25 protein-coding genes and 1 pseudogene are annotated in these 26,560 nt (G+C 60.4%); 16 read left to right on the top strand and 10 right to left on the bottom strand.

Annotated features, from left to right (window positions below):
* Nucleotides 1–77: 77 nt before the first annotated feature.
* On the top strand, nt 78–1,028 hold the full coding sequence (locus tag PMI25_RS22120) for a choline sulfate utilization transcriptional regulator (RefSeq protein ID WP_007962699.1): 951 nt from the start codon (nt 78–80) through the stop codon (nt 1,026–1,028).
* A gap of 4 nt (nt 1,029–1,032) precedes the next feature.
* Here PMI25_RS22120 and PMI25_RS22115 read toward each other — a convergent pair whose 3' ends face one another.
* Entirely contained in the window at nt 1,033–1,695 is a 663-nt protein-coding gene (locus tag PMI25_RS22115) for an NAD(P)-dependent oxidoreductase (RefSeq protein WP_007962700.1), read from the bottom strand.
* Between the two features lie 83 nt (nt 1,696–1,778).
* On the opposite strand from PMI25_RS22115, the gene PMI25_RS22110 reads away from it, so the two are divergent.
* Nucleotides 1,779–2,105: a DOPA 4,5-dioxygenase family protein gene (locus PMI25_RS22110; protein ID WP_007962701.1), complete on the top strand. Its 327-nt coding sequence runs from the start codon at nt 1,779–1,781 to the stop codon at nt 2,103–2,105.
* Here the strand turns inward: PMI25_RS22110 and PMI25_RS22105 are convergent, their stop codons facing one another.
* Nucleotides 2,106–2,507: a GFA family protein gene (locus PMI25_RS22105; RefSeq protein WP_007962702.1), complete on the bottom strand. Its 402-nt coding sequence runs from the start codon at nt 2,505–2,507 to the stop codon at nt 2,106–2,108. It lies immediately after the preceding gene.
* Nucleotides 2,508–2,830: 323 nt separating this feature from the next.
* Between PMI25_RS22105 and PMI25_RS22100 the strand changes: the two genes are divergently transcribed.
* Together PMI25_RS22100 and PMI25_RS22095 are read left to right on the top strand one after the other, a co-directional pair.
* Nucleotides 2,831–4,138 carry a CitMHS family transporter gene (locus tag PMI25_RS22100; RefSeq protein WP_007954069.1) on the top strand — a complete coding sequence of 436 codons (1,308 nt, stop codon included), beginning with the start codon at nt 2,831–2,833 and terminating at the stop codon, nt 4,136–4,138.
* A gap of 70 nt (nt 4,139–4,208) precedes the next feature.
* The gene (locus PMI25_RS22095; protein WP_007962703.1) at nt 4,209–4,976 is read left to right on the top strand and encodes a TerC family protein; all 768 of its coding nucleotides are present in this window, start codon (nt 4,209–4,211) and stop codon (nt 4,974–4,976) included.
* A 132-nt stretch (nt 4,977–5,108) separates the two neighbouring features.
* Here the strand turns inward: PMI25_RS22095 and PMI25_RS22090 are convergent, their stop codons facing one another.
* On the bottom strand, nt 5,109–5,474 hold the full coding sequence (locus PMI25_RS22090; protein ID WP_007962704.1) for a DUF6124 family protein: 366 nt from the start codon (nt 5,472–5,474) through the stop codon (nt 5,109–5,111).
* 579 nt (nt 5,475–6,053) lie between these two features.
* On the opposite strand from PMI25_RS22090, the gene PMI25_RS22085 reads away from it, so the two are divergent.
* From PMI25_RS22085 to PMI25_RS22065, 5 genes are all read left to right on the top strand, one after another.
* Nucleotides 6,054–6,551 carry a PAAR domain-containing protein gene (locus tag PMI25_RS22085; protein WP_007962705.1) on the top strand — a complete coding sequence of 166 codons (498 nt, stop codon included), beginning with the start codon at nt 6,054–6,056 and terminating at the stop codon, nt 6,549–6,551.
* A gap of 17 nt (nt 6,552–6,568) precedes the next feature.
* Nucleotides 6,569–7,729: a DUF2515 family protein gene (locus tag PMI25_RS22080; protein WP_007962706.1), complete on the top strand. Its 1,161-nt coding sequence runs from the start codon at nt 6,569–6,571 to the stop codon at nt 7,727–7,729.
* Nucleotides 7,726–8,379 carry a hypothetical protein gene (locus tag PMI25_RS22075; protein WP_238547094.1) on the top strand — a complete coding sequence of 218 codons (654 nt, stop codon included), beginning with the start codon at nt 7,726–7,728 and terminating at the stop codon, nt 8,377–8,379. The genes PMI25_RS22080 and PMI25_RS22075 overlap by 4 nt, the downstream gene beginning before the upstream one ends.
* Before the next feature lie 377 nt (nt 8,380–8,756).
* On the top strand, nt 8,757–10,415 hold the full coding sequence (locus tag PMI25_RS22070) for a Na/Pi cotransporter family protein (RefSeq protein ID WP_007962715.1): 1,659 nt from the start codon (nt 8,757–8,759) through the stop codon (nt 10,413–10,415).
* 165 nt (nt 10,416–10,580) lie between these two features.
* On the top strand, nt 10,581–11,969 hold the full coding sequence (locus PMI25_RS22065; RefSeq protein ID WP_007962716.1) for a M16 family metallopeptidase: 1,389 nt from the start codon (nt 10,581–10,583) through the stop codon (nt 11,967–11,969).
* Here PMI25_RS22065 and PMI25_RS29710 read toward each other — a convergent pair.
* Nucleotides 11,969–12,067 (bottom strand): annotated as a pseudogene (locus PMI25_RS29710) (metal ABC transporter ATP-binding protein); the annotation flags it as partial. The gene PMI25_RS22065 and the pseudogene PMI25_RS29710 sit on opposite strands and share 1 nt — an antisense overlap.
* 93 nt (nt 12,068–12,160) lie before the next feature.
* On the opposite strand from PMI25_RS29710, the gene PMI25_RS22060 reads away from it, so the two are divergent.
* The 5 genes from PMI25_RS22060 to PMI25_RS22040 are packed head-to-tail and all read left to right on the top strand — an operon-like array spanning nt 12,161 to nt 16,753.
* Complete coding sequence (locus tag PMI25_RS22060; protein WP_007962717.1) at nt 12,161–13,189, top strand: DUF5924 family protein; 1,029 nt, start codon at nt 12,161–12,163, stop codon at nt 13,187–13,189.
* 55 nt (nt 13,190–13,244) lie between these two features.
* Complete coding sequence (locus PMI25_RS22055; RefSeq protein ID WP_007962718.1) at nt 13,245–14,393, top strand: ABC transporter permease; 1,149 nt, start codon at nt 13,245–13,247, stop codon at nt 14,391–14,393.
* Nucleotides 14,390–15,193 (top strand): ABC transporter ATP-binding protein, encoded by an 804-nt coding sequence (locus tag PMI25_RS22050; protein WP_007962720.1) that lies wholly within the window; start codon nt 14,390–14,392, stop codon nt 15,191–15,193. Before PMI25_RS22055 ends, PMI25_RS22050 begins: the two co-directional genes overlap by 4 nt.
* A 1-nt stretch (nt 15,194) precedes the next feature.
* The gene (locus PMI25_RS22045) at nt 15,195–16,133 is read left to right on the top strand and encodes an MlaD family protein (RefSeq protein WP_007962722.1); all 939 of its coding nucleotides are present in this window, start codon (nt 15,195–15,197) and stop codon (nt 16,131–16,133) included.
* Complete coding sequence (locus PMI25_RS22040) at nt 16,130–16,753, top strand: ABC-type transport auxiliary lipoprotein family protein (RefSeq protein WP_007962724.1); 624 nt, start codon at nt 16,130–16,132, stop codon at nt 16,751–16,753. The genes PMI25_RS22045 and PMI25_RS22040 overlap by 4 nt, the downstream gene beginning before the upstream one ends.
* A gap of 139 nt (nt 16,754–16,892) precedes the next feature.
* Here PMI25_RS22040 and PMI25_RS22035 read toward each other — a convergent pair whose 3' ends face one another.
* From PMI25_RS22035 to PMI25_RS22015, 5 genes are all read right to left on the bottom strand, one after another.
* Nucleotides 16,893–18,122, bottom strand: coding sequence for a nucleoside recognition domain-containing protein (locus PMI25_RS22035; RefSeq protein ID WP_007962727.1), 1,230 nt, complete (start codon nt 18,120–18,122; stop codon nt 16,893–16,895).
* Between the two features lie 203 nt (nt 18,123–18,325).
* Nucleotides 18,326–19,657 (bottom strand): glutamate/aspartate:proton symporter GltP, encoded by a 1,332-nt coding sequence (gene gltP, locus PMI25_RS22030; protein WP_007962728.1) that lies wholly within the window; start codon nt 19,655–19,657, stop codon nt 18,326–18,328.
* Nucleotides 19,658–20,358: 701 nt separating this feature from the next.
* A complete protein-coding gene (locus PMI25_RS22025) occupies nt 20,359–20,823 on the bottom strand; it encodes an inhibitor of vertebrate lysozyme family protein (protein ID WP_007962729.1) in 465 nt (154 codons plus the stop codon).
* A gap of 2 nt (nt 20,824–20,825) precedes the next feature.
* A complete protein-coding gene (locus PMI25_RS28260) occupies nt 20,826–20,990 on the bottom strand; it encodes a DUF1328 domain-containing protein (RefSeq protein ID WP_003177151.1) in 165 nt (54 codons plus the stop codon).
* Nucleotides 20,991–21,062: 72 nt separating this feature from the next.
* On the bottom strand, nt 21,063–21,347 hold the full coding sequence (locus PMI25_RS22015; protein WP_007962730.1) for a hypothetical protein: 285 nt from the start codon (nt 21,345–21,347) through the stop codon (nt 21,063–21,065).
* 426 nt (nt 21,348–21,773) lie between these two features.
* Here PMI25_RS22015 and algB point away from each other — a divergent pair, with 426 nt between their 5' ends.
* Both algB and PMI25_RS22005 read left to right on the top strand, forming a co-directional pair.
* Entirely contained in the window at nt 21,774–23,120 is a 1,347-nt protein-coding gene (gene algB, locus PMI25_RS22010) for a sigma-54-dependent response regulator transcription factor AlgB (RefSeq protein ID WP_003220286.1), read from the top strand.
* 10 nt (nt 23,121–23,130) lie between these two features.
* Entirely contained in the window at nt 23,131–24,921 is a 1,791-nt protein-coding gene (locus PMI25_RS22005) for a KinB sensor domain-containing domain (protein ID WP_007962731.1), read from the top strand.
* Here the strand turns inward: PMI25_RS22005 and PMI25_RS22000 are convergent.
* Entirely contained in the window at nt 24,918–26,531 is a 1,614-nt protein-coding gene (locus PMI25_RS22000; protein WP_443200893.1) for an EAL domain-containing protein, read from the bottom strand. The two genes, PMI25_RS22005 and PMI25_RS22000, sit on opposite strands and share 4 nt — an antisense overlap.
* Nucleotides 26,532–26,560 lie beyond the last annotated feature (29 nt).

Here is a 26,560-nt window from a genome sequence, read left to right as displayed (position 1 = left end):
TTGCTGCGATCGAGCATGGAGTCCATGCCCTGTCCGGTAAAGCCCGCGCCGGACAATGACTAGGATAAGCACCGCTTATGTATGAAGCCCTCGGTAATCTGTCCCTCGACCTGTTGCGCGCCTTCGAAGCGGCGGCGCGCCATCGCAGCTTTACCGCCGCCGCGGTGGAGCTGGGCACCACGCAACCGGCGATCAGCCAACAGATCAAGCGTCTGGAAGAGCAGCTTGGAGCACGGCTGTTTGACCGAATATACCGCGGCATCGAATTGACTGAGGGCGGGGCGATCCTGTTCGAGCAGGTTCGGCTCGGTTTGCAGCATATCGACGCAGGGTTGAGCGCGATCAGCACACAGCAACAACACGAGGTGTTGCAGGTTGCCACTGATTTCGCTTTCGCCGCCTACTGGCTGATGCCACGGCTGCACCGCTTCCACGAAGCCAACCCGAACGTCGATGTCAGCCTGGTCACCAGCGAGCGCAACCACAACATGCTGCGCACCGACATCGACGTGGCGGTGCTGTTTGGTGACGGCCGATTCAAACAGGGCGAGAGTCATTGGCTGTTCAGCGAAGAAGTGTTTCCGGTGTGCAGCCCGCAATTGCTCAAGGGCCGAACCCTGCCCTTGCCTGCCCAATCATTGCTGGAGTTTCCGTTGCTGCACTTGCGCGGGGAAAACAGCAGCAACTGGTTTGACTGGAGCGGTCTGTTTCGCGAACTGGGCATCAACACGCCGCCTGCACCGGGGCAATTGCGTTTCGACAATTACACCCTGCTGATTCAAGCGGCGATTGGCGGTCAGGGTGTGGCCATCGGCTGGCGGCATCTTGTGGATAACTTGCTGACCCAAGGCTTGCTCTGTCGGCCTGTCGCCGAGACCACGTTGTCGCGTCTGGGTTATTACGTGGTGTTGCCGCAACGAAAACGCCGGGGGGCGTTGATCCAGAGGTTTGTCGACTGGTTGATGGCCGAACAGGCCAGCAGCGCCGAATCTCTCGCCGGGGTGGCGTTACCGTCGATTGCGGTTTGAAGGCTCAGCCAGTTGCGGCGACAAAATTCACATGCTGCCCCACATGCAGGTTCAGCCGCAGCTCATCGGCAATCCCCACCGCGACCCGGTTCAGCCGTTCCAACGGCTCCGCCAGCCCCGGCTCCAGATTGCCGCCCACCTGACTGAAATGCTCGATGGTCAGCCCCGCCACCCCGTGCGGCGCATTCACCAGTGTCCACTGCAGCGGGCTGCTTTGCAGGGCTTCGCGGATTTCTTCGGCGGCGTGGCGTTGCAGCCCGTCGTCCAACTCCAGCTCGTCGAGCACGGCAAAATTGCCCACCAGAAACAGCCGCGACACGTTGGCTGCCTGCAAACCGTCGACCAACGCATCGACCGCTAAAACCTGCTCTACCGGCCCCAGCACTACGGATCTTTCTACATGGTCGCTGTTGAACGGCAGGCCCGGCGCATCCAGCAGGCAGATCACCGCCGCGCTGCCCGCTACGCTCTGCTTGACCCGCTCGGCGTCAAACAGATCGCCGCTTTTGGTGCGCAGTCCCGGACGCGGCGCGAGTACATTCAGATCGTCGAGAATCGCGATGACTTCGTGCTGACGGCGCAGCAATTCAGCCATCAATGCACCGCCGAGGCTGGCCATGGCACCATAGAGCACCACTTTGACCATTGGGGTTTCGGCATTTTTCATGGCTGATTCCTTTTTGTTGTCCCTTGTATGGCGTGTGACATGCAGCCTGCGCCGAGGGTTCGAACCGATTCAGAGGCTTTCCGATGCACGCAATCAATGGCTATCACGCCCACGTCTATTTCGACGCCGGCACCATCGATCAGGCGCGCGCCTTGTGTGAACAGGCGGCGCAGTTGTTTCCTCTGAAGATGGGGCGCGTCCATGAGCGCCCGGTCGGCCCGCATCCAGACTGGAGCTGCCAGTTGGCTTTCGGCCCGGAGCTGATCGGTGAGGTGTTGCCGTGGCTGGCGCTCAATCGCAAGGGGCTGGTGGTGTTTTTGCACCCCGACACTGGCGATGATTTGCTCGATCACACCGAGCACGCGATTTGGATGGGCGCGATGCGGCCGCTGGATCTGTCTATTTTCTGATCAAAGAGTTTCTTCGGGCTCGCCCGGCAGATGCTCGTCCAGATGCAGCCAGGGCAATTGGCTGTCCGTCCAGATGTGCCGCTCGGCCGGCGCCCGCTCCGGGTGATCCAGCGTGGCGATGGTCACATCGATGCTCTCAGGGCTGAGCAATGTCACCAGCGCCAGTTGCGCGCCACAGTGCGAACAGAAATACCGCGCGCAACTGCTCGACGAGTCATAGCGCAAAGGCGTCCCGGCCAGCCACTGAAAGCTGGCCGCCGGAACCGTGATCCACGTGGTGACGATTCCACCGCTGACCTTGCGGCAGATCGAGCAGTGGCAGTGGGCGATGTCCTGCAATGGCCCGCTGAACTGATAGCGGATATGTCCGCAGTGGCAGCCACCGCTGTGCACTTCCCTCATGTCCCTGCCCTCCCGCGCCCGATTTTATTGACTCTAGCCGCATCCGACGGTCGGTTGGTCATTCGCCCGAAGCTTTCGTCAGCGAAAGCTGGCTGAAAGGTTGCCCGATTAGGATCGCCGCCACTACCGGCAACAGACCGGTTGGCCGATGCGTGTGATCGCTCGCACGCCAGGCCCAATTAACAACAACAATGGTGATTCTGATGTCCTCTGTAGCCCGCCTTCTCGCTGAAACTCCGCCCGTACGTCTCGTGCTTCCCGTTCTGCGCTGATCCCTTCCGATCCGCTCACTCAATTAGCCGCGCTACGCCTGGAGTATTCCCATGCTGACTTTCCTTGGCTTCGCCATGGTCATCACGTTCATGTTCCTGATCATGACCAAGCGCCTGTCTGCGCTGATCGCCCTGATCATCATCCCGATCCTGTTCGCCCTGTTCGGTGGTTTCGCGCCGAAGATCGGCCCGATGATGCTCGAAGGCATCACCAAGCTTGCGCCGACCGGCGTGATGCTGATGTTCGCCATTCTGTACTTCGCCCTGATGATCGACTCCGGCCTGTTCGACCCGGCCGTGCGCAAGATCCTCAAACTGGTCAAGGGCGACCCGTTGAAAGTTTCGGTCGGTACCGCCGTGCTGGCGCTCGTCGTCTCCCTCGATGGTGACGGCGCGACCACTTACATGATCTGCGTGGCCGCCATGCTGCCGCTGTACAGCCGCATCGGCATGAGCCCGCGGATCATGGCCGGTCTGATCATTCTCGCCGGTGGCGTGATGAACATGACCCCGTGGGGTGGCCCGACCGCCCGTGCCGCCAGTGCGCTGCATGTGGACCCGTCGGACATCTTCGTACCGATGATCCCGGCGATGGCCGCCGGTGTGGTGGCGATCCTGATCATTGCCTACTTCTACGGCAAACGTGAACGTGCGCGTCTGGGCGAGCTGCACCTGATCGGCGACGAGATCGATCACAGCGAAATCAGCGTCTCGCAGTTCCCCGATGCCCGTCGTCCGAAGCTGATCTGGTTCAACGGCCTGCTGACCCTGGCGCTGATGTGCACCCTGATCGCCGGCCTGCTGCCGCTGCCGGTGTTGTTCATGGTGGCGTTCAGCATCGCGATGATCGTCAACTACCCGTGCCTGCAAATGCAGAAGGACCGCGTTGCAGCTCATGCCGGCAGCGTGCTGTCGGTGGTCAGTCTGATTTTCGCTGCGGGTATCTTCACCGGTATCCTGTCCGGAACCGGCATGGTCGACGCCATGTCGAAAAGTCTGCTGGCAGTGATTCCGGACTTCCTCGGCCCGTACCTGGCCGTGATCACGGCGCTGGTGAGCATGCCGTTCACCTTCTTCATGTCGAACGACGCGTTCTACTACGGCGTGTTGCCGGTGCTCTCCGAAGCGGCCAGCCATTACGGCATCACCGCGGTGGAAATGGCCCGTGCCTCGATCGTCGGTCAGCCCGTCCACTTGCTCAGCCCGCTGGTTCCATCGACTTACCTGCTGGTGGCGCTGGCCGGTATCGAATTCGGCGATCACCAGCGCTTCACCCTGAAGTGGGCAGTGCTGGTCTGCCTGTGCATACTGGTGGCCGCCTTGCTGCTGGGGACGTTCCCGCTGTTCAGCACGTTGTAACGGCACTCACTCACCATGACGCCAGCTGCTTGCTGGCGTCATGGTTTAACACTCGCTCAAAGGAATACACATGGATTGGCTGACCAACCCCGAAATCTGGGTTGCCTTCTTTACCCTGACCGCCCTGGAAATCGTTCTGGGCATCGATAACATCATCATGATTTCGATCCTGGTCAGCCGCATGCCCAAGCACATGCAGCAGCGCACGCGGATCTTCGGCCTGGGCCTGGCGATGATCACGCGGATCCTGTTGCTGCTGTCGATCACCTGGGTCATGCGCCTCACCGCCGACCTGTTCGTGGTGTTCGGCCAGGGCATTTCCGGGCGCGACCTGATTCTGTTCTTCGGTGGCCTGTTTCTGCTGTGGAAAAGCTCGCAAGAGATGTACCACGCACTCGAAGGCGAAGACGAAAGCGGCGACGAGCCTTCGGGCAAGGGTGGCAACTTCCTCTACACCATCATCCAGATCGCGATCATCGACATCGTGTTCTCGCTGGACTCGGTGATCACCGCCGTCGGCATGGTCTCCCATGTGCCGGTGATGGTCGCGGCGATTGTCGTTGCGGTGCTGGTGATGATGGCGGCCTCGGGCAAGATCAGCGAGTTCATCGACAAGCACCCGTCGCTGAAGATGCTGGCGCTGTCGTTCCTGCTGGTAGTCGGCACCGTGCTGATCGCCGAAGCGTTCGATGTGCATGTGCCAAAAGGCTACGTCTACTTCGCCATGGCGTTCTCGCTGGCGGTGGAAGCGATCAACATCAAGATGCGCACCGCGATCGCCAGGAAGAAACAGCAGCAGGATCCGGTGAAACTGCGCAAGGACGTTCCGGGCCAATAACCCGGTAGTCCTGAATCACGCAACACCCCTGTGGGAGCGAGCTTGCTCGCGAAGACGGAGTGTCAGTCGACAACAATGTTGGCTGATCCACCGCTTTCGCGAGCAAGCTCGCTCCCACAGTTGCTTCTGCGTTCAGGCAGTCGGGACGAGGTTATCGAGCACGCGGTTTACCGCCAGTTCCCCGAGCATGATCACTTGCTGAATGCCGAGCAGGGTGTTGCGCTGCGGCCCGTCGATGAACCCGGCCAGATCACTGGCCATGATGCTGGCCGAGGCCAGGGATTCGCAGGCATGCACCAACAGGGTTTCGTTATCGACCTTGGGGTCGATGAGGAAAATCGTGCTGGGTTTGCGGGCAGTTTCGCCAGGTTTGTCGTGGGCGCAATGGAGATAGAAGTCGATGGCCCGGTCGGCCGCTTCTTTCATGCGTTGTGCTTCAATGGCGGGGTCATGCGGCGCCGGATCGGTGTCCGGGGGATTCGGTGTAACTTTGAACATTGGCTCTAACCTCTTCTTCAGAGTGAGGCTGCAACCAGCTCGCTGCTAAACGATAAGGGTGGCAGCTGTACGCAGGTTAGCAGACCGACGAGCCAAGCAATCGGCGCACCCGAAGGTGCCCTGCGCACAGCCACCATCAAGCTCGGGAATAAGATTCCCGATTGATAGAAGCCTGTACGGCTCAACTCGACGAGCTGCTAAACCCGATCACTGATGGGCAGTGACCGAACCAAATTACGCAGCAAGCCCAAAGCGCACAAGCCGGCGGATTCTGGCGTAGCCGTAGGCAACGGCGCAAGGTTTTGTAGCCTCCCGGAGGTAACGCGACGTGTATTTAAACACCCAGCTCAATTCGCGTTTAACCCTCTTCAAAACATCATCCAAACCCTGTGGGAGCGAGCTTGCTCGCGAAGGCGTCGTGTCAGTCTATAAAGGTGTTGGCTGACCCAACGCATTCGCGAGCAAGCTCGCTCCCACAGTGGTACATCGCAATTCTCTGAGACGGGATTCAAAGGTTGACGCCCCAGGCTTCGCTCGTTAGCTTCCCCGCTCGCCTCAAACGACAAACAAGGAACGTTCATGTCTGGAAAGCCCGCCGCGCGCGTCACGGACCCGACCACTTGCCCGCTACCTGGCCACGGCACCAACCCGATTGCCAGCGGTTCCGGCGACGTCTTTTTCAACGGCCTTGCCGCCGCCCGCCTCGGTGACACCTGCACCTGCGGCCAAGCCCTCAATGGCGCCTTTTCCGCGACGGTATTTATCAACGGCAAAAACGCCATGACCCTCGACAGTACCGCCAGCCATGGCGGCGTGGTGATTGGCGGCTCCGGCGACGTCATCATTGGCAGTTCGCACACACCCGCGCCCTTCATCCCGCCGCTGCCGATCATTGGCCAGCCGCTGGTGGAGTTCAAAGCCGTCAGCGCCGGCAACGGCGAACCCATCGCCGAACAAGGCTACGAAATCGAAACCGCCGAAGGCCGCATCGTCAAAGGCCAGACCAATGAAAAAGGCATGACCCAAAGCGTCGCCACCCTGCAACCCGATCTCGCCATCGTGCGCTGGACAGTCTGAGACTCAAGGAAGAAGCAATGACCGGACAATGCATCGCTCCAGACGACCTGGACATGAAAAAGCTTTGGGACAGCACCTGCGAACTGCCCACCTGCAAACGCGAAACCAGCACCGCCGGCCCCAATCCGAAAACCCGCGTCGAAGTCCCGCTGCTGACCTGCAACTGCCTGTGGCGCCGCTTCCAGAAAGAAGCCGAAGACTGGGTCGCCCCCGGCGGCGTCCTCATCGCCGACCCGCAAGCCCGAAACCGCAAGATCAACGCGGCGTATGCGCAACTGTGGCTGGCGGACAACCGGTTTCAGTGGGCGGGGTTGGCGGCGTTTGCTTCGAAGCAGGTGGGGTGTGGGTTATTGCACGCGGCCAAGTTGCAAAAAGGCATCGCGGCAGAAAAAGAAGCGCATCGGAAATTGCTTGAGGCACCTGCGGAAACTCTGTTCGAGGGCTTTGGATTCAAGTTCAGCCGCACCGATCCCAAGGTTCAAGCAGAAGTAGACAAGGCCAGGTCAGAAAATCCGGTTCCTACTGCCGACATCACTCTAGGAGACAGTCCAAGATCGTTGGTCCAACAGCAACTCGATTACGTTTACGAGATGCTTGCGCTGGGAAATACGGCGCTTTTTCTGGACGTGTATCCCTTGCACCGTTTTTTTATGGTGCGTGGGTACAAGGAAATGGAGAAATGCTTGAGAAGTCGGCCTGAAATTACCAAGGACGTGATGTGGCCCATAGGTAAAACAGTTCGTTTCGGTGTTGCCCATAAAGAGATTTTTGACACATTTGAAGCTATCGACGCGGGAAACATCGCCGATAGCGTGAACTCGATGGCTGCTCATGAGCAGATCAATATTCTGCAGCCTGCGATGTATGACGACATGCATTTCGCATCGCTGATTCGCGGCACACATGCCTCAGATATCGTTTCTGTCGTCACGGGGCTACTGTCTGGCGTTCCGGAGGGAATACAGCTTACCTTGGCCAGCCAGTGCAAAGCGCCCGACAGCCGAAGTGTCACCTTCAGCAGCAATCCGTTAGCAAATTTGGCGGACAAGGATCAAAGGATGAAATTCGTACTTCGTGCCGCCGCCCAGTTCAATGCACTTTTGAAAAATCCGACAACAAAAAGTCAGTTGCAAAGCTCCATCAGTGATATCGCTAGTGGAAATGGAGTGCGTCAGTGACTCAATCGAATCGACGGCTTTTGATGTTGCTATTTTCTGTACTTTTTGTCGCAGGGTGCTTGATGTATTCCCGCTGGAGTACCAAGACCCTATCCGTTCATATCGGAAAACCCTACGATCTGGTTATCAAGGACTCAACATTCCCGGTTGAGGATAAAACGGCTTTCTATCCTGGTGACCCTAATGATCCTGAGGATCCCGCGCGTCCTGGCTCTACATGGATTAGCAGCCCGACCATCATTGAGTTTGATGACCCTGTTTATGGCTTCAAACTTCCCTCGACAGTATTTGGCGCCGTTACGTATGCAAGTCAGAAAGTTTCAACACTGACGACATCGCCGATGACGGAAACCTTGCCATTTTCGGAGGCTCTGGAACGGTTGGTTGCTACGCAAAGCAAGCTCAAATCACGAGGGTGGAAGCTTGAACCTTTGGAAAACAACCACTGGTTCGACGCCGATTCTGGTCAAGGACGTGAGCGGCTAAAGAACAAACTCTTTGATCAAGCGGTTGGCATTGATTTGTATGTGCCGGGAAAGTACAGCTTGCTGCTGTTGATCAAGTGCTATGCAAGTTGTGACAAGCAAGATCCGGCGACTGCGAAATATTTGATCGATATCAGCGTGGGTCGGGATCGAAGCGGAACATGAGAATTGCTGCACGTGGCGCAGTCGATGCCGGCGCGGAGCAGGGTTTTCCAGAGCAGTTGTTCAGGGGTACTGAAGAATCCGGGGCAGCCGTAATACCTGCAGGAGTGAGCCTGCTCGCGATCGCCGGTCCGTCAGTCAGCAACGGTGTGAAGCTGATGGCCCTATCGTGAGCAGGCTCACTCCTACAGGGGCGCGCGTTGATTTCAGATGGGGTGAATGAACCTGTTTTCATGACACTTTTGTTTCAATCCGCACTTTAGCTGTGCAATGCTGGCGCCCAGTCCGTTAGCCAACTACAGCTTAAGTATCAAAAACGTAGAAACCGCGCGGTACCGTCAACTTGCCCCTTTGGGGCGCTGCTACTACAGGGGGTCTGCATGCTCACCCTGCTCAATTTGCTGTCTGCCGTGGCCCTGCTGATCTGGGGCACGCACATCGTCCGAACCGGCATCCTGCGGGTGTACGGCACCAATCTGCGCCATGTGATCGGCCAGAACATGTCCAAACGCTGGCTCGCGTTCGTCGCCGGCATCGTCGTGACTGCGATGGTGCAGAGCAGCAACGCCACCGCCATGCTCGTCACCTCCTTCGTCGGCCAGGGCCTGATGGCACTGACCCCGGCGCTGGCGACCATGCTCGGCGCCGACGTCGGTACCGCGCTGATGGCGCGGGTGCTGACGTTCGACCTGTCGTGGCTGTCGCCGCTGCTGATTTTTCTCGGGGTGATTTTCTTTCTGTCGCGCAAACAGACGCGGCTCGGGCAGATGGGCCGGGTCAGCATCGGTCTGGGGCTGATCATTCTCGCGCTGCAACTGATCGTCGAAGCTGCCGCGCCGATCACCCACGCCCAAGGGGTGAAGGTGATCTTCGCTTCGCTGACCGGCGACATTCTGCTCGACGCCCTGGTCGGCGCTTTGTTCGCGATGATTTCCTACTCCAGCCTCGCCGCCGTGCTGCTGACCGCTACGCTGGCCGGTGCCAGCGTGATCAGCCTGCCGGTGGCGATCGGTCTGGTGATCGGCGCCAACATCGGCAGTGGCGTGCTGGCGTTCATGAGCACCAGCATGCAGAACGCGGCGGGCCGGCAAGTGGCGCTGGGCAGCCTGCTGTACAAGCTGATCGGCCTGCTGCTGATCATCCCGGTGCTCGATCCGCTGGTGCACTGGATGGACGGTCTGGATTTCAGCCCGCAGGAAATGGTCATCGGTTTCCACCTGCTCTACAACACCGCGCGCTGCCTGATCCTGCTGCCCAGCGTCTCGCCAATGGCAAGGCTGTGTGCCTGGCTGCTGCCAGAGCGCCCGGAGGTCAACGGCACCGCCAAACCGCGGCATCTCGATGCGACAGCGCTGGTCACCCCGAGCCTGGCGCTGGCCAACGCCGCCCGCGAGACCCTGCGCATGGGCGATCTGATCGACAACATGCTCGACGCGATGCTCGATGTGCTGCGCGGCAAGCAGACCGCCATCACCCAGGAAATGCGCCGACTGACCGATGACGTCGAAGCGCTGTACAGCGCGATCAAGCTGTACCTGGCGCAAATGCCCCGCGAGGATCTTGGCGAGCAGGACAGTCGGCGCTGGGCGGAGACCATCGAACTGGCGATCAACCTGAAACTGGCCAGCGACCTGATCGAACGCATGCTGCGCAAGGTGCAGCAGCAGAAAACTTCGCAACGGCGCTCGTTCTCCGAGGATGGTCTGGAGGAGCTGGCCGGGCTGCATCAGCAACTGATCGCCAACCTGCGCCTGGGCCTGTCAGTGTTCCTCAGTGGTGACAAGGAAAGCGCCCGTCAGTTGTTGCGCGAGAAACGTCGCTTCCGTGCACAGGAACGGCGTCTGGCCCACGCCCATGTCAGCCGTTTGCAACGTAAGATCGTGCAGAGTCTGGAAACCAGTTCGCTGCATCTGGAGCTGATTGCCGATATGAAGCGTTTGAATTCGCTGTTCTGCAGCAGTGCTTATGTGGTGCTGGAAACGGCGGATACCGGGGCGCTGGAAGCGGATGATATTGCCGACATTACGCATTCGCCTTGAACGTCTGGGGCTGGGGTCAGTCAGTAACATTGATTCAGCCTTAAGACATTCGCGAGCAAGCTCGCTCCCACATTTGAAATGCATTCCCCTGTGGGAGCGAGCTTGCTCGCGAAAGCGGCCTGAATAGCGACACGGATCTCCAAATCAGCCGTATGGAAGCCTGTTATGCGTTGCCTGTTGTTCGCCTGTCTGTTGCTCGGTTCCCTGCCCGCCTTCGCCGTTGATCGCTTTCAGGTCGAAGGCTACGCGCTGCCCAACGGTTTGCAGCTGTTGCTCAAACCCGGCACCGAGCGCGGGCATGTGGCGATTCGTCTGGTGGTGGGCGTCGGTCTCGACGATTTCGACTGCGATGAAAAAGAGCTGCCGCACCTGCTTGAGCACCTGCTGTTCAGCGGCGTCGATGCCACCGGCGAAGGCGGTCTCGAAGAGCGTATGCAGGCGTTGGGCGGCGAGTGGAACGCGTTCACCAGCAACGCCGACACCACGTTCGTCATCGAAGCCCCGGCGAAGAACCAGCGCAAGGTCCTTGACCTGTTGCTGGGGCTGCTGACCCAGACCCGCATCGACGACAACGCGATCAACGCCGCCAAACGCGTGGTCGAGCGCGAGGACGGCGGCCACTACACACGCCTGCAGCGCTTTCTTGACCGTCAGGACCTGGGCCACACCGCGAGCAATCAACTGGCGGTAGAGTTGGGCCTGAAATGCCCGCAACGGGCCGAGGTTGGCCATCTGACCCAGGAGCAACTGGAGAAGGTGCGCAAGACCTGGTACGCGCCGAACAACATGACGCTGATCGTCGTCGGTGAGCTCGACAAACTGCTGCCGGCCTATCTGGAACGCACCTGGGGCGCGCTCGAAGCGGTGGATCCGGCCGAGCACCGTGAGCTGCCGGACATCCGCACCAGCGCCGCTCACGAGCGTACCCTCACCCGTGGCTTCATCGGCGACAGCGCCAAGTTGCACTGGCTGGTGCCGGAGCCGATGCTTGACGATCAGTACGACGAGACCTTCGACATCCTCAAGGACTACCTCGACTGGGCGCTGTATCGGCAGATTCGCCTGAACCACGGCTTGTCCTACGGGCCGTGGGCCGAGCGTGAAGTGTTTGGCGGGGTGGGTTTCATGAGCCTCAACGCCGACGTCGATCGCGATGACCTCGCCGAAGCCAAACAGGTGCTGGAGGACCTTAAAGCCGATTTGCTGAAAAACGGCCTCGACCCCGACACGTTCGCCCGGATCAAACAGGCCGCCATCGCCCATCAGGCCTGGGCGGTACAGGGCAACAGCGCGATGGCCGATTACTACTGGAGCGCGCTCGGCGATTACGAGGACGGGCGCTTTGCCAACCCCGCCCGCGAGCTGCAAGGCGTGACCCTGGAAACGGCGAACAAGGCCATGCGCGAGTTGCTGTTGCAGCCGGGGTATCTGCGGATCGAGAAACCGCTGCTCAGTGATGATGAGGTGTTGTGGCTGATTGCCGGTGGTCTGGGTGTGGTGTTGCTGGTGCTGATTGGCTGGCGGTTGCACCGTCGTAAGCCAGCCAAACACTGAACCTGTGGGAGCGAGCTTGCTCGCGAATGCGGTGTGTCATTCAGCAATGATGTCGACTGACACGGCCCCTTCGCGAGCAAGCCCGCTCCCACAGGGATCTGTGGTGATTTTGCTGACCGGGAGCCTCGCCACGTCGCCCGGCGGACGGTACTCTGTCGAGGTTTTTCCCTATCCAGTCGTGAACCGCCACCATGCAGAAAATCCCCCTCCTGATCCAGCGCATTCTCGAACTGATGAAGCGCTATCCCGGGATGATTGCGCTTGGCGGTTTCATCTCCGGGGTCGGCAGTTTCATTCTGGTCGATCGCCAGCAGGGGCTGGCGAGCTGGATCACCATCATCATGCTGCTCAGCTGGATCTGGCTGATGCTGGAAAACACCCTGACCGGGCTGTTCACGCGCATCTTCAAGCGCGAAATCCCCCAGCCGCTGCTGCGTTACGCGACGCAGATGATCCATCAGGAAAGCCTGTTTTTCGTCCTGCCGTTCTTCTTCATCACCACCACCTGGAACAGCGGTCAACTGATCTTCACCGGCCTGCTGTGCATCGCCGCGCTGATCTCGATTGTCGATCCGCTCTATTACAAATGGCTGGCGCCACGGCGCTGGGCTTTTCTCGCGTTGCACACCCTGACCCTGTTCGCCGCCCTGCTCACCGCGCTGCCGGTGATCATGCACCTGACCACCGCGCAGAGTTTCAAATGGGCGCTGGGCACGGCGGTGGTGTTGTCGTTCCCGAGTCTGGCGTCGATCTTCCCGATCCGCACCGTGCGCAACGCGTTGGCGATTCTGTGCATCACCTTCGGCATCGGCGCGGTGGGCTGGACGCTGCGCTCGTGGGTGCCGCCGGCGACGCTGTGGATGACCGACGTGGCGATCAGCACTCAGTTGCAGGATCGCACCCCCGGCGACAGCCTCGAACAGGTCAGCGCCGAGCAGATCCGCAACGGCGGTCTCTACGCCTACACCGCAATCAACGCGCCGCGCGGGCTGGATGAGCGGATCTACCACGTGTGGCAGTTCGACGGCAAAGAGGTCGACCGCATCGCTCTCGATATCCACGGCGGGCGCAAGGAAGGTTATCGGGCGTGGACGCACAAGCAGAACTTCCCCGGCAACCCGGCAGGCAAGTGGCAGGTGCGGGTGCTGACTGAAGATGGTCAGGTGATCGGTGTGCTGCGTTTCGAAGTGACGGACAGCACAGCGATCAAAGAAAAGTAATCCGGTTCGTGCTATTACGTATGCCAGCGTCATCAGCCGAACAAGCACGGAGCTTATGATCAGCAGCACAACGAGCGGTAATGCCCAGCTGGACACCTCGATCAGCCCTGCCCGCTTGCGGGTGTCCGGGGACTGGACGCTTGCCCATTACGCAGACCTCAAGCACCTGACCGAAAAGCTTCACGGCCAGTACGACGCCAATACCGTGGTTGACCTCAACAGCCTCGGCGCCCTCGACACTGCTGGCGCTTCCCTGCTGGTGGAACTGCTCGGCTCCGAGCGTCTGGGCAAATCCGCCGAACACCCCGACTGTACGATTTCCCAGGCTGACCGCGCGCTGCTGCAAACGGTGTATCGCTCGTTGACCGACTTCTGCGTGCCGGTCAAGGAGCCGGAAGTCAGCGTCAGCGTGCAACTGCTGACCCGCATCGGGCGCGCGGTGGAAACGGTCTGGCAGGACACCCTGCAAGTGCTGGGTTTCATCGGCCTGATCCTCGAAACCATCGCCCGCAACCTGTTGCGCCCCAAGCGCTGGCGCATTACCCCCGTCGTCGCCCACATCGAACAGACCGGCCTCGATGCCGCGCCGATCGTGGCGCTGCTGACCTTTCTGGTGGGCGCGGTGGTGGCGTTTCTCGGCGCCACGGTGCTGGCCAGTTTTGGCGCGACGATCTTTACCGTGGATCTGGTGGGCTTCTCGTTCCTGCGTGAGTTCGGTGTGTTGCTCACCGCGATCCTGATGGCCGGCCGCACCGCCAGTGCGTTCACCGCGCAGATCGGCTCGATGAAGGCCAACGAGGAGATCGACGCGATCCGCACCCTCGGCCTCGACCCGATGGAGCTGCTGGTGGTGCCGCGCGTGTTGGCGATGCTGGTGGCGCTGCCGATGCTGACGTTTCTGGCGATGCTCTGCGGGATCATCGGCGGTGGCGTGGTGTGCGCGGTGTCGCTGGGCATTTCGCCGGCGATGTTCCTCTCGCTGCTGCAGAGCGACATCGGCATTCAGCACTTTCTGGTCGGCCTGGTGAAAGCGCCGGTCTTTGCCTTCCTGATCGCCACGATTGGTTGCCTGGAGGGCTTCAAGGTCAGCGGCAGCGCTGAATCGGTCGGTGCGCACACCACGTCTGCCGTGGTGCAGTCGATTTTCGTGGTGATCGTGCTTGATGCGGTGGCTGCGCTGTTCTTCATGGAGATGGGCTGGTGAGTCGTCTACCCCGCGCGCCCTCGGAGGCGGTGATCGAAGTCCGTGGCCTGTGCAATCGCTTTGGCAGCCAGAGCGTGCACGAAAACCTTGATCTGGATTTGTACAAAGGCGAAATCCTCGCTGTGGTTGGCGGCTCCGGCAGCGGCAAATCGGTGCTGCTGCGCAGCATTGTCGGTTTGCGCCGGCCCAGCGAAGGCAACGTGAAAGTGTTCGGGCAGAACCTGCCGAGCCTGTCCGAACACGAGCGCTCACTGGTCGAGCGACGTTTCGGCGTGTTGTTCCAGAAAGGCGCGCTGTTCTCCTCGCTGACCGTCACCGAAAACGTCGCCCTGCCGCTGATCGAACACGCCGGCCTGAGCCGCAACGACGCCGAGCATCTGGCGGCGGTGAAGCTGGCACTGGCTGGGCTGCCGCTGTCGGCGGCGGACAAATACCCGGCCTCGCTGTCCGGCGGGATGATCAAGCGCGCGGCGCTGGCCCGGGCGCTGGCGCTGGACCCGGACATCCTGTTTCTCGACGAACCCACCGCCGGCCTCGATCCGATTGGCGCGGCGGCATTCGATCAATTGATCCTGACCCTGCGCGACGCGCTGGGTCTGAGCGTGTTTCTGGTGACCCACGACCTCGACACGCTCTACACCATCACCGACCGCGTGGCGGTGCTGGCGCAGAAGAAAGTGCTGGTCGCCGGCCCGATCGATGTGGTCTCGGAAACCGATGACGCGTGGATTCACGAATATTTCCACGGCCCGCGCGGCCGCTCGGCGCTGGACGCCGCCAAATTGCTCAACGAGGTCTGACATGGAAACCCGAGCCCATCATGTGTTGATCGGCCTGTTCTCGGTGATAGTGGTGGCAGGCGCCCTGCTCTTTGGCCTGTGGCTGGCCAAGTCCAGCGTCGATTCCGAGTTCAAGGATTACGAAGTGGTCTTCAACGAGGCGGTCAGCGGCCTGTCCAAGGGCAGCCCGGTGCAGTACAGCGGGATCAAGGTCGGCGATGTGGTCAACCTGCGTCTCGACCCGAAAGACCCGCGCCGGGTGCTGGCGCGGATTCGTCTGGGCGGCGATACGCCGGTCAAGGAAGACACCCAGGCCAAACTGGCCTTGGCCGGGATCACCGGCACCTCGATCATCCAGCTCAGCGGTGGCACCCCGGAGAGCCCGAAACTGCGCGGGCATGACGGCGAGCTGCCAACCATCGTCGCGGCGCCCTCGCCCATTTCCCGACTGCTCAACGACAGCAACGATTTGATGAGTGGCATCACCGCCCTGCTGAACAACGCCAACCAGATGTTCTCCCCGGAGAACGTCGAGCGCGTCAGCAACACCCTGGCGCACCTGGAGCAGACCACCGGTTCGATCAACGATCAGCGCGGCGACCTGCGTCAGGCCATGCAGCAACTGGCGAGCGTCGGCAAGCAGGCCGGCAGCATGCTCGAGCAGACCTCGGCGCTGATGCGCAACGCCAACGGCCTGCTCAACGATCAGGGCAAGCAGGCGCTGGGCAGTGCCGAACAGGCAATGAAATCGCTGGAGCAGAGCAGCGCCACCATCAACGGCTTGCTCAGCAAGAACCAGAACTCGCTCGACAACGGCCTGCAGGGCCTCAATGGCCTGGCCCCGGCGATCCGCGAACTGCGCGAGACCCTGACTTCGCTGCGCGGCATTTCCCAACGTCTGGAGGCCAACCCCAGCGGCTACCTGCTGGGCAGTGACAAGAACAAGGAATTCACCCCATGAAGCTGATTCACCTCGCTTTTCTTGCCAGTTTCACCCTGCTCTCGGCGTGCTCGATCCTGCCCAAGGCCGAGCCGTCGGATGTCTATCGCCTGCCTGCAGTCCAGGCGCCCGCTTCGGCCAACTCGGCGGCGATCCAACACTGGTCGCTGCGCCTGAACAAACTGCAGGCCAGCGAAGCGCTGAACCGGCCGAACATCGCGGTGATTCCACAGGGTGATGTGATCAGCAGCTACAAGGCCTCGCGCTGGAGCGATCCGGCGCCGGTGCTGGTGCGTAATCGGCTGCTGGATGGTTTTGCCCGCGATGGTCGGGTGACGCTGCTCAGTACCGATGACAGCAACTTTGCCGCGGATCTGGAACTGGGCGGCAGCTTGCAGGCGTTTCAGACCGAGTATCAGGGCAATCAGGCCAGCGTCGTGGTGCGCGTCGATGCGCTGCTGGTGCGTGGCTACGACCAGAAGATCCTCGCCAGCCGTCGCTTCGAAGAGCGTCAGCCGTTGAGCGATGTGCAGGTGCCGGCGGTGGTGGCCGGGTTTGGACAGGCCAGTGATCGGCTGACGGCCAAGGTTGTCGCGTGGGCTGTAGATCAAGGCCAGAAACTCGCCCCTCAGAGACCCTGATCGATCAAAATTGCTTTTGTGGCGAGGGAGCTTGCTCCCGCTGGGCTGCGTAGCAGCCCCCTCTTTCAGGGTCGCTTCGCGCCCCAGCGGGAGCAAGCTCCCTCGCCACAGAGAAATTGGTTGCCCGAAGCTCTTGTGGTTAACCAAAGAACCAGTAGCACACGCCAATCGCGCCGAGTACGCCGGCCAATTCTGCCAGCAGCGCACAGCCCACCGCATGCCGCGCGCGCTGAATCCCCACCGCGCCGAAATACACCGCCAGCACATAGAACGTGGTCTCGGTACTGCCCTGAATCGTCGCCGCCACCAGCGCCGGGAAGCTGTCGACGCCGGAAGTCTTCATGGTCTCGATCAGCATTGCCCGTGCGGCGCTGCCGGAAAACGGTTTGACCATCGCCGTCGGCAACGCATCGACAAAACGCGTATCCCACCCGGCCCACTGCACCAGATGCCGAATGCCATCCAGACCAAAATCCAGCGCTCCCGAAGCACGCAGCACGCCGATCGCGCAGAGCATCGCCACCAGATACGGCAGCAGGTTCTTGGCGACGTCGAAGCCCTCCTTTGCGCCCTCGACGAATGCCTCGTAGACCTTGACCTTGCGTAACGCGCCAATCAGCAGGAACAGCATGATCAGGCCGAACAACGTCAGGTTGCCAAGGATCGACGACAGGCCGGCCAGCGCTGTGGCCGACATCGTTGCCAGCAGCGCCATGAAGCCGCCGAGGATCAGCGCGCCGGGAATCAGATAGGCCAGCACCACCGGGTCCCAGATGCGCAGGCGTTGCATGAACGCCACCGAGAGGAAACCGACGATGGTCGAGCAACTGGTCGCCAACAGGATCGGCAGGAACACCAGGGTCGGGTCCGGCGCGCCTTGCTGGGCGCGGTACATGAAGATCGTCACCGGCAGCAGGGTCAGGGACGAGGCGTTGAGCACAAGGAACAGGATCTGCGCGTTGCTGGCGATGGTCGAGCTGGGGTTGAGCTCCTGCAGCGCTTTCATGGCCTTGAGGCCGATCGGTGTGGCGGCGTTGTCCAGCCCCAGACCGTTGGCGGCGAAGTTCAGGGTGATCAGGCCCAGCGCCGGGTGCCCCGCCGGGACTTCCGGCATCAGCCGCAGGAACAGCGGTCCGAGGACTTTGGCCAGCCATTCGACGATCCCGGCCTTCTCGGCGATGCGCAGAAAGCCCAGCCACAGGGTCAGTGTGCCGAACAGCAGCACCATGACCTCGACCGAGAGTTTGGCCATGGCAAAAATGCTTTCCACCATCGCCGCGAAAATCCCGGCGTTGCCGCCGACCAGCCACTGCACCAGCGCAGATATTGCTGCCACGACGAAGAAGCCAAGCCACAGGCCATTAAGCATCAGTCAAATCCCCCGGAAGATGCGGCGAATGATAGCGGGGTCGCCAGAAACGACAAACCCCGGATTGCTCCGGGGTTTGTTGGTAAGCCTTGCATCAATCACTGTGGGAGCGAGCTTGCTCGCGAAGGCGGTGTGTCAATCAACATAATTGTTAGATGTGCCGGCCTCTTCGCGAGCAAGCTCGCTCCCACAGGGGTTTGCATTTACGGCTTGGAAATCTCGCCAGCCGGCAGTTTTTCCTTGCTGCGCCAGTGCGGCAGGGAGTTCCAGTAGCGCTCGCCCTTGGCGTCGTCGTACATGCCTTCCCAACGCGCGATAACCAGCACTGCCAGGGCGTTGCCGATCACGTTCAGTGCGGTACGCGCCATGTCCATGATGCGGTCGACACCGGCGATGAACGCCAGGCCTTCCAGTGGGATACCGACACTGCCCAGCGTCGCCAGCAGCACCACGAAGGACACGCCCGGTACGCCGGCGATGCCTTTGGAGGTGACCATCAGGGTCAGCACCAGCAGCAATTGCTGGCTGATCGACAGATCGATGCCGTACAGCTGGGCAATGAAGATCGCGGCGATCGACTGGTACAGGGTCGAACCGTCGAGGTTGAACGAGTAGCCGGTCGGGACCACGAAGCTGCAGATGGCTTTCGGTGCGCCGTAGGCTTCCATCTTCTCGATCACCCGTGGCAGCACGGTTTCCGAGGAGGCGGTGGAGTAAGCCAGCACCAGCTCATCCTTGAAGATGCGCATCAGCTTGATCACCGAGAAGCCGAACAGCTTGGCGATCAGGCCCAGCACCACGAAGGCGAAGAAGGCGATGGCGACGTAAACCAGGATCACCAGCTTGGCCAGCGGCAGCAGCGAGGCGAAGCCGAAGTTGGCCACGGTCACCGCGATCAGGGCGAATACGCCGATCGGCGCGTAGTTCATGATCATGTGGGTGACTTTGAACATGCTTTCCGAGACGCCCTGGAACATCTTCACCAGCGGCTCGCGCAGGTCCGACTGCAGGCTCGACAGACCGAGGCCGAACAGCACGGAGAAGAAGATGATCGGCAGCATTTCGCCGCGGGCCATGGCCGCGAAGATGTTCGACGGGATCAGGTTGAGGATGGTCTCGATGAACGCGTGTTCATGCTGCACTTCGGCGGCGGTCGCCTGGTACTTGGAGATATCCACCGTGCCCAAGGTGCTCATGTCGATGCCGGCGCCCGGGTGGAACAGGTTGGCCAGCAGCAGGCCGACGATGATCGCGATGGTGGTGACGACTTCGAAGTAAATGATGGTCTTCAGACCGATACGCCCGAGTTTCTTGGCGTCGCCCACGCCGGCGATGCCGACGATCAGGGAGGAGATGACGATTGGGATCACGATCATCTTGATCAGACGGATAAAGATATCGCCTGCCGGTTGCAGGACGTTGCTGATCCACCAGGCTTTTTCGGCACTGAAGTGGTTGAGCAACGCACCAATTGCAATCCCTAAAACCAGACCGATGAGGATCTGCCAGGCGAGGCTGAGTTTTGCCTTCTTCATTATCTTTACCCTTACTTGCGTTTGACTCAGGCACATGCAGCAACTGGAACGCTCTTTAGCGGAAAAGTCTGTGCATCTGCCTCCGTATAAGGTGCCCCGAAGCGCGTGTTTACGGCTCTTCGGCAGGCGAAAAAAGGCGCAACTATTCCGATGCAAGGTTGCGCCGTCTAATGCCGTAAACGCCTACCCTATGCCGAATCGGCATGAGCTTTTTTAATTGAAACTGGCGTCCCAACCGGTTCGATTACGACATTTCAGCCGGCATAAGTGCCGTGAACCGGCCATCACAGCGTAGATGGGTGGTTTTTTTAACGAGAAATTTCGACGGAAATTTTAAGAAAAAGCCTACGTTTGCAGACTAGATGTCCCACTGTTCAAAGGGATTCTTTCTCGATATACGGTCGCCATGAAACACCGCGAAATGTTTTCGCGCGCAGTGTGAGGCATTCAAAGACGAGCAGGACGCTCTGGATCAATGTTTTTGCATTGGATAAAGCTCAGCGCAAGTCCGTCGAACCACTGAGGGTCGGCGAACCTGCGTCGCAGCTTTTACCCTGACCCGGCCCTCGCGCAGGCACTCCCTGTACCCGTAGGTCACTCCGACCCTGCAACAGTCAGAACGTCCCGGCCCCCTGGTCATGCGCCAGCCTTCCTCGGGTAGGCGCAATAAAGGGCAGCGGGGCGCTGCCCTCATGTTCGAATCAATACCAGTTCGGATCTTTCTTCAGCGTTTCCATCAGCAGGTTCTGCATACCCTCATCCGGTTTGCCGAGGAAGCGGTAGGTGGCATGTCGCGTTGGCGACTTGTCGGCCGGCAGTCCTTCGGGCACATCGACGAGCATGGCGTATGCGTCTTTCTTGTCGAAGCTGAAAGCCACGATCAAGCGGTGGTTCAGGCACTTGTCTGCGGATTCGCAGAGCGGGCCGACCAGATACTTGTCGCCATCTTCAGTCACGGCATTCATTTGCTGGTCTGGCGTACCGGACAGGTTCATCACCCATTCCGGCAGGCGCTCTTCGTGCTTCACAACGCCTTGCCAGGTTTCGCGGTATTGCGGGTCGGAGCTGAGCAGCTCGTTGACCCGCGCCTGGCCATCATTGGCCGCCATCGCCATGGCACTACCGCCCAGAAGCAGGGCGGCTGCCAGTGTCTTTAAAGCAATCATCGTTAACCTCGGCCGCGACGGCCAAAGAAGAAGGAAGCGATGAACATCACCAGGAACACGACAAAGAGAATCTTGGCGATACCCGTGGCGGTGCCCGCGATACCACCGAAGCCCAGTACGGCGGCGATGATGGCAATGATCAAGAATGTAATTGCCCAGCTCAACATGGTGATTCTCCTTACTTCTCTATTTAGGGATATTGCGTGTTCCGGCGCGATGCGCCTGAATTCTTCGGTTCGTCAGAAAACCCAGCGCTCTTCACGTGGCAGTTGATCCAGCGGCTGCGGCTGATCGACATCCATCATGCGCATCGAGGCGCTTTCGGCCTGACTGCTGCTGACGGCGCTGAAGTGCGTCTGCGTGCTGTGCTGCATCGAGATCAGTGGCTCAGGCTTGCGGCTGTTTTCCCAGCTCATGTATTGCTGGCAGGCAATCAGGGTGATCAACAGTGCAAGTACGCCAAACAGGCCTTGCTGGATATGCAGTGGCGAGATACGCACTTTGGCGGCACGTTGGCGAGTCATCCTGGGTTCCTCACTCTTATTCGGTTGGGGCAGTGGAATCTGCCCGGGCTGAATGAGGTATTGCAGGCTGCATGCCAGTTTTTTATTTAAAAAATAATCAATAAAATCAATAATTTATAAGTGATGGAAATTCAGCGATAGAAGCATCCTGCACGATGGGTCATCTACGGTCGTGCGAAATGCATGATTATTTCGTAGGAGATTTCATTCTTATGGAATTGAGAGCACGTCGCGGATGTCAGAAAAGTACGCAGGGAACCCTCTGCAAATCGGTGATGGTTTAAAAACTCAACAAAATCAATGGATTGGCCGTCAAGGCAGGAGAGAGCTACCCTCCTATGGCTCGCATCGTTCAGAATCAACCATGCAACTTGCCCGATTTTTCCGGGACTAACCGAAGATCAATCACTATGGAGCGTAGGAAAAATGGAATCTGCCACTGAGCATCAAGGCCGCATTCTGCTGGTGGACGACGAGTCCGCCATCCTGCGAACCTTTCGTTACTGCCTCGAGGACGAAGGTTATACGGTGGCCACCGCCAACAGCGCGGCTCAGGCCGAGGCATTGTTGCAACGCCAGGTGTTCGACCTGTGCTTCCTTGATTTACGTCTGGGTGAAGACAACGGTCTCGATGTACTGGCGCAGATGCGCGTTCAGGCGCCGTGGATGCGGGTGGTGATCGTCACCGCGCATTCGGCGGTCGATACCGCGGTGGACGCGATCCAGGCGGGCGCCGCCGACTATCTGGTCAAACCATGCAGCCCCGACCAGTTGCGTCTGGCCACCGCCAAGCAACTGGAGGTGCGCCAGCTCTCGGCGCGTCTGGAAGCCCTCGAAGGCGAGATCCGCAAACCCAAGGACGGCCTCGACTCTCACAGCCCGGCAATGAAAGTCGTGCTGGAAACCGCGCGTCAGGTCGCCGGTACCGACGCCAACATCCTTATCCTCGGCGAGTCCGGCACGGGTAAGGGCGAACTGGCCCGGGCCATTCATGGCTGGAGCAAGCGCGAGAAGAAATCCTGCGTGACCATCAACTGCCCGTCATTGACCGCAGAATTGATGGAAAGCGAGCTGTTCGGCCACAGTCGCGGTGCGTTTACCGGGGCCAGTGAGAGTACCTTGGGTCGGGTCAATCAGGCGGACGGCGGCACGCTGTTTCTCGACGAGATCGGCGATTTTCCATTGACGTTGCAACCGAAGTTGCTGCGTTTCATTCAGGACAAGGAATACGAGCGGGTAGGGGATCCCGTGACCCGTCGTGCCGATGTACGGATTCTCGCCGCGACCAACCTCAATCTCGAAGACATGGTGCGCGACGGGCGCTTCCGTGAAGACCTGTTGTATCGCCTGAACGTGATTACTTTGCATCTGCCGCCATTGCGCGAACGTGCCGAAGACATTCTGACCCTGGCCGACCGCTTCCTTGCGCGCTTCGTCAAAGAGTACGCACGTCCGGCGCGGGGCTTCAGTGACGAGGCGCGGGAAGCGCTGCTGGGTTATCGCTGGCCGGGCAACATCCGTGAGCTGCGTAACGTGGTGGAGCGGGCGAGCATCATCTGCCCGCAGGAGCGCGTGGAAATCAGCCACCTCGGCATGGCCGAGCAACCGGCGAACAATGCGCCACGGGTCGGTGCGGCGCTGAGCCTCGATGAACTGGAAAAAGCCCACATTGGCGCGGTGCTGGCGACTGCCGGCACCCTCGACCAAGCGGCCAAGACCCTGGGTATCGACGCTTCGACCCTGTATCGCAAGCGCAAGCAGTACAACCTGTGAGTGTCCGGCGATGAAGCTGGCGATGAAGTTGCGCACACGCTTGTTTCTGAGCATTTCTGCGCTGATCACGGTCGCCTTGCTCGGGCTGTTGCTCGGGCTGGTCAGCGTGATGCAGATGGCCGGTACTCAGGAAGCAACGATCCGCAGCAACTTCGTGACCCTCGACCTGGGGCTCAAATTGCGCCAGACCCTCGGCGACCAGTTGGTCCTGATGCTGGCCGAGAAACCCGATCCCGTCGCGTTCGAAGCGTCAAAGCAGCATTACCTGCAATTGCTCGATGAAGGCATTTCGCAGGAGGCAGACGGCGATGGCCGCCAGTACGGGTTTACCCAGGCCAAGGCCGACTACCTGAGTTTTCTCCAGGCGTTCGAGCTGTCGCGTGATCCGGGCAATGTGCTCAGCGGCAACAGCGACCTCAGAGAACGTTTCAACATCTTGCGCAATGGTTTGATTGCCGAGCACAAGCATGCGCTGGACAACATCAACGCGGTGCAGCATGACGCCCGGGAAAGGGCGCTGCTGGTCTCCGGCCTGCTCGGGTTGGTGGGACTGGCGGTGCTGATCATCGGCTTTGTCACCGCGCATGCGATTGCCCGGCGTTTCGGCGCACCGATCGAGGCGCTGGCGCAAGCGGCGGACAATATCGGCCAGGGCAATTTCGAGGTGACGCTGCCGATTTCCTCGGCGATGGAAATGAACCAGCTGACCAAGCGCTTCGGGCTGATGGCCGAGGCACTGCGCGAACATCAGGCGACCAACGTCGACGAACTGCTGGCCGGTCAGCAGCGCCTTCAGGCGGTGCTCGACAGCATCGACGATGGCTTGCTGATGATCGACCGAGAAGGGCATCTGGAGCACCTCAATCCAGTGGCCCAGCGCCAGTTGGGCTGGGACAGTGATCGTCTTGGCCAGGGCTTGGGCACAGCGTTGGAGCGCCCGGAGCTCGACGCACAACTGCAACTGGTGTTGCGCGGCGGTACCCTTGAGCGTGCTCCGGAAGATTTGAGTATCGAGGTCGATGGCGAATCACGTCTGCTGACTTACAGCCTGACGCCGGTCAGCCACACTCAGGGGCATATTCTTGGCGCGGTGATGGTGCTGCACGACGTCACCGAGCAGCGTGCCTTCGAACGCGTACGCAGCGAGTTCGTGCTGCGTGCCTCCCATGAGCTGCGCACACCGGTCACCGGCATGCACATGGCGTTCGGGCTGTTTCGCGAGCGGGCGAAGTTTCCCCCGGAGTCCCGTGAGGCAGACCTGCTCGACACGGTCAATGAAGAAATGCAGCGCCTGATGCAGTTGATCAACGACTTGCTCAACTTCTCGCGCTATCAGAACGGCCTGCAGAAACTCACCCTGGCACCGTGCTCCATCGAAGATTTGCTGGAACAGGCGCAGTCGCGCTTCGCCGATTCGGCGGCGGCCAAGGGCATTGCCTTGAACGTCGAAGTGCAGGGGCCGTTGCCGCGCCTGCAGGCCGATCAGGCGCAACTCGACCGGGTGCTGGATAACCTGATCGACAATGCCCTGCGCCACACCGCTCGTGACGGGCAGATTCGCCTGCAGGCGCGCCGGCATGGCGAGCGGGTGATCATCAGCGTCGAGGACAACGGCGAAGGCATTGCCTACGGGCAGCAGGGGCGGATTTTTGAACCGTTCGTCCAGGTCGGGCGCAAGAAGGGCGGCGCCGGCCTTGGCCTGGCGCTGTGCAAGGAAATCGTCCAGTTACATGGCGGTCGGATGGGCGTCTATTCGCGGCCGGGGCAGGGCACGCAGTTCTACATGGCGCTGGCGGTCTAGGCTTCGTCATCCAGCCGGCGTCCGGCGAGGCGCCGTCCACGGGTGATCAGTTCAATGAACTGCACCGCACTCAAGGCCTGGGCAAACAGCCAGCCCTGACCGAACTTGACCCCCTCGCTGCTGAGAAATACGGCTTGCGCTTCGTGCTCGATGCCCTCGGCAATCACCTTCAGATCCAGTGCCTGCGCCATGTGAATGATGTGCGGAGCAACGCCGCTGCTGGCCGCGTCATGACCGAGTGCGTCGATGAAGGCCTTGTCGATTTTCAGGCAATCCACTGGCAGCGTCTGCAGGTAGGCGAGGCTGCAATAACCGGTACCGAAATCATCGATCAACACCTGATGCCCGACATCGCGCAAGGCTTGCAGGTTCTCCCGCGCCACTACCACGTCGATCAGCCCGCGCTCGGTGACTTCGAAGGCAATCTGCCGCGCTGCGACCCGGTGCAGGGTCAACAGCCTGGCCATGACCTGGCCGATGCGCGGCACCATCACGTCGCACGCCGCGAGGTTGACCGAGATGTACAGCTGCGGATTGGCGCGTAGCACCGGCCCCAATTGTTCCAGCAGCCGTTGCAGGACGAAATCGGTCATCTGCCGAATCTGCCCGGTGTTTTCCGCCAATGGAATGAACAGGTCGGGGCTGGTCAGGGTGCCGTCCGGGCGGCGCCAGCGCAGCAGGGCTTCGGCGCCCACGCAGTTGCGGCTGTCGAGGTCGAAGATCGGCTGATACAGCACTTGTAGCTCGCCCCGTCGTATCGCGCCCTGAAGTTCAGCGTCCAGCGACTGACGCTGGCGCACCAGCAGAAACATGAAGAAACCGACAAATGCCCCCAGCAGCAGGCAGACCGGCACCATCCACCACCAGATGGTGGGAATGTGCATGCCGCTGCGCGGGGTGATCAGCACCAACTGGTATTCCGGATTGTTGGTTGGCATGCGGTAGATCAGCCGTGACTGGGTGACTTGCAGAGCCTCGCGGCTCTTCGGTGGCCAGGTTTCGCTCGGTGGCCAGGTCTGTGCGGTGCCGAGTACCGGAATCGCCCGCCTGCCGTGATCCAGCACCACCAGCAGGCTGCTGTCCGGTGGCAAGTCGACCATGTCGGTCAAATGCCCGCGGGATGTTGCCACACGAAAGTTGCCGCGCCCGAGCATCAGCGCCGCACGGTTTTCATCGGGTTCGGTGGTGGTGTTGAGCCAGTAGCTGTAAGTCGGGCCCTTGATGTCCGGCGCGCGGACCACCGACAGCCCCTCCTGGCGGGGGCGGTTGGAGCAGATCCGTGAGCCGTCCATGTAGGCCGCTTCATAGACGAAGCGATAGTTGAACGTGACCTGTTGCAGGGTGGCGATCATTTCCTCATCGCAACTGCGCAACGGCTGCGCCTGGAGGTCGTCGAGACTTTCGCGCAATTGCCCGAACAGCTGCTCAAGGCGGGCCAGAAAACGCTCGCCCTGAGCGTTCATCTCCTGGCTTTCGTTCTGTTCGATCTGGCGCATGGCGACGAACATTCCGCCGGCGATCAGCAGGCTTGCACTGAGGACAGCCGCGATCATCGCCAAAAACCACGGGCGATAAAACCAGCTACGCAGCGTCGCTCGGGTAGCAACCATCATGGAATATCCGAAGAATTACCAATGAG

The organism is Pseudomonas sp. GM30 (genome assembly GCF_000282275.2).
Lineage (GTDB): Bacteria > Pseudomonadota > Gammaproteobacteria > Pseudomonadales > Pseudomonadaceae > Aquipseudomonas.
This window is presented reverse-complemented; position numbering and strand designations above follow the sequence as displayed.

What these genes read in the sequence shown, in the direction of transcription:
- PMI25_RS22120 (WP_007962699.1), top strand. Translation starts at nt 78, where the DNA reads ATGTATGAAGCCCTCGGTAATCTGTCCCTCGACCTGTTGCGCGCCTTC.
- PMI25_RS22115 (WP_007962700.1), bottom strand. Translation starts at nt 1,695, where the DNA reads ATGAAAAATGCCGAAACCCCAATGGTCAAAGTGGTGCTCTATGGTGCC.
- PMI25_RS22110 (WP_007962701.1), top strand. Translation starts at nt 1,779, where the DNA reads ATGCACGCAATCAATGGCTATCACGCCCACGTCTATTTCGACGCCGGC.
- PMI25_RS22105 (WP_007962702.1), bottom strand. Translation starts at nt 2,507, where the DNA reads ATGAGGGAAGTGCACAGCGGTGGCTGCCACTGCGGACATATCCGCTAT.
- PMI25_RS22100 (WP_007954069.1), top strand. Translation starts at nt 2,831, where the DNA reads ATGCTGACTTTCCTTGGCTTCGCCATGGTCATCACGTTCATGTTCCTG.
- PMI25_RS22095 (WP_007962703.1), top strand. Translation starts at nt 4,209, where the DNA reads ATGGATTGGCTGACCAACCCCGAAATCTGGGTTGCCTTCTTTACCCTG.
- PMI25_RS22090 (WP_007962704.1), bottom strand. Translation starts at nt 5,474, where the DNA reads ATGTTCAAAGTTACACCGAATCCCCCGGACACCGATCCGGCGCCGCAT.
- PMI25_RS22085 (WP_007962705.1), top strand. Translation starts at nt 6,054, where the DNA reads ATGTCTGGAAAGCCCGCCGCGCGCGTCACGGACCCGACCACTTGCCCG.
- PMI25_RS22080 (WP_007962706.1), top strand. Translation starts at nt 6,569, where the DNA reads ATGACCGGACAATGCATCGCTCCAGACGACCTGGACATGAAAAAGCTT.
- PMI25_RS22070 (WP_007962715.1), top strand. Translation starts at nt 8,757, where the DNA reads ATGCTCACCCTGCTCAATTTGCTGTCTGCCGTGGCCCTGCTGATCTGG.
- PMI25_RS22065 (WP_007962716.1), top strand. Translation starts at nt 10,581, where the DNA reads ATGCGTTGCCTGTTGTTCGCCTGTCTGTTGCTCGGTTCCCTGCCCGCC.
- PMI25_RS22060 (WP_007962717.1), top strand. Translation starts at nt 12,161, where the DNA reads ATGCAGAAAATCCCCCTCCTGATCCAGCGCATTCTCGAACTGATGAAG.
- PMI25_RS22055 (WP_007962718.1), top strand. Translation starts at nt 13,245, where the DNA reads ATGATCAGCAGCACAACGAGCGGTAATGCCCAGCTGGACACCTCGATC.
- PMI25_RS22045 (WP_007962722.1), top strand. Translation starts at nt 15,195, where the DNA reads ATGGAAACCCGAGCCCATCATGTGTTGATCGGCCTGTTCTCGGTGATA.
- PMI25_RS22040 (WP_007962724.1), top strand. Translation starts at nt 16,130, where the DNA reads ATGAAGCTGATTCACCTCGCTTTTCTTGCCAGTTTCACCCTGCTCTCG.
- PMI25_RS22035 (WP_007962727.1), bottom strand. Translation starts at nt 18,122, where the DNA reads ATGCTTAATGGCCTGTGGCTTGGCTTCTTCGTCGTGGCAGCAATATCT.
- gltP (WP_007962728.1), bottom strand. Translation starts at nt 19,657, where the DNA reads ATGAAGAAGGCAAAACTCAGCCTCGCCTGGCAGATCCTCATCGGTCTG.
- PMI25_RS22025 (WP_007962729.1), bottom strand. Translation starts at nt 20,823, where the DNA reads ATGATTGCTTTAAAGACACTGGCAGCCGCCCTGCTTCTGGGCGGTAGT.
- PMI25_RS28260 (WP_003177151.1), bottom strand. Translation starts at nt 20,990, where the DNA reads ATGTTGAGCTGGGCAATTACATTCTTGATCATTGCCATCATCGCCGCC.
- PMI25_RS22015 (WP_007962730.1), bottom strand. Translation starts at nt 21,347, where the DNA reads ATGACTCGCCAACGTGCCGCCAAAGTGCGTATCTCGCCACTGCATATC.
- algB (WP_003220286.1), top strand. Translation starts at nt 21,774, where the DNA reads ATGGAATCTGCCACTGAGCATCAAGGCCGCATTCTGCTGGTGGACGAC.
- PMI25_RS22005 (WP_007962731.1), top strand. Translation starts at nt 23,131, where the DNA reads ATGAAGCTGGCGATGAAGTTGCGCACACGCTTGTTTCTGAGCATTTCT.
- PMI25_RS22000 (WP_443200893.1), bottom strand. Translation starts at nt 26,531, where the DNA reads ATGGTTGCTACCCGAGCGACGCTGCGTAGCTGGTTTTATCGCCCGTGG.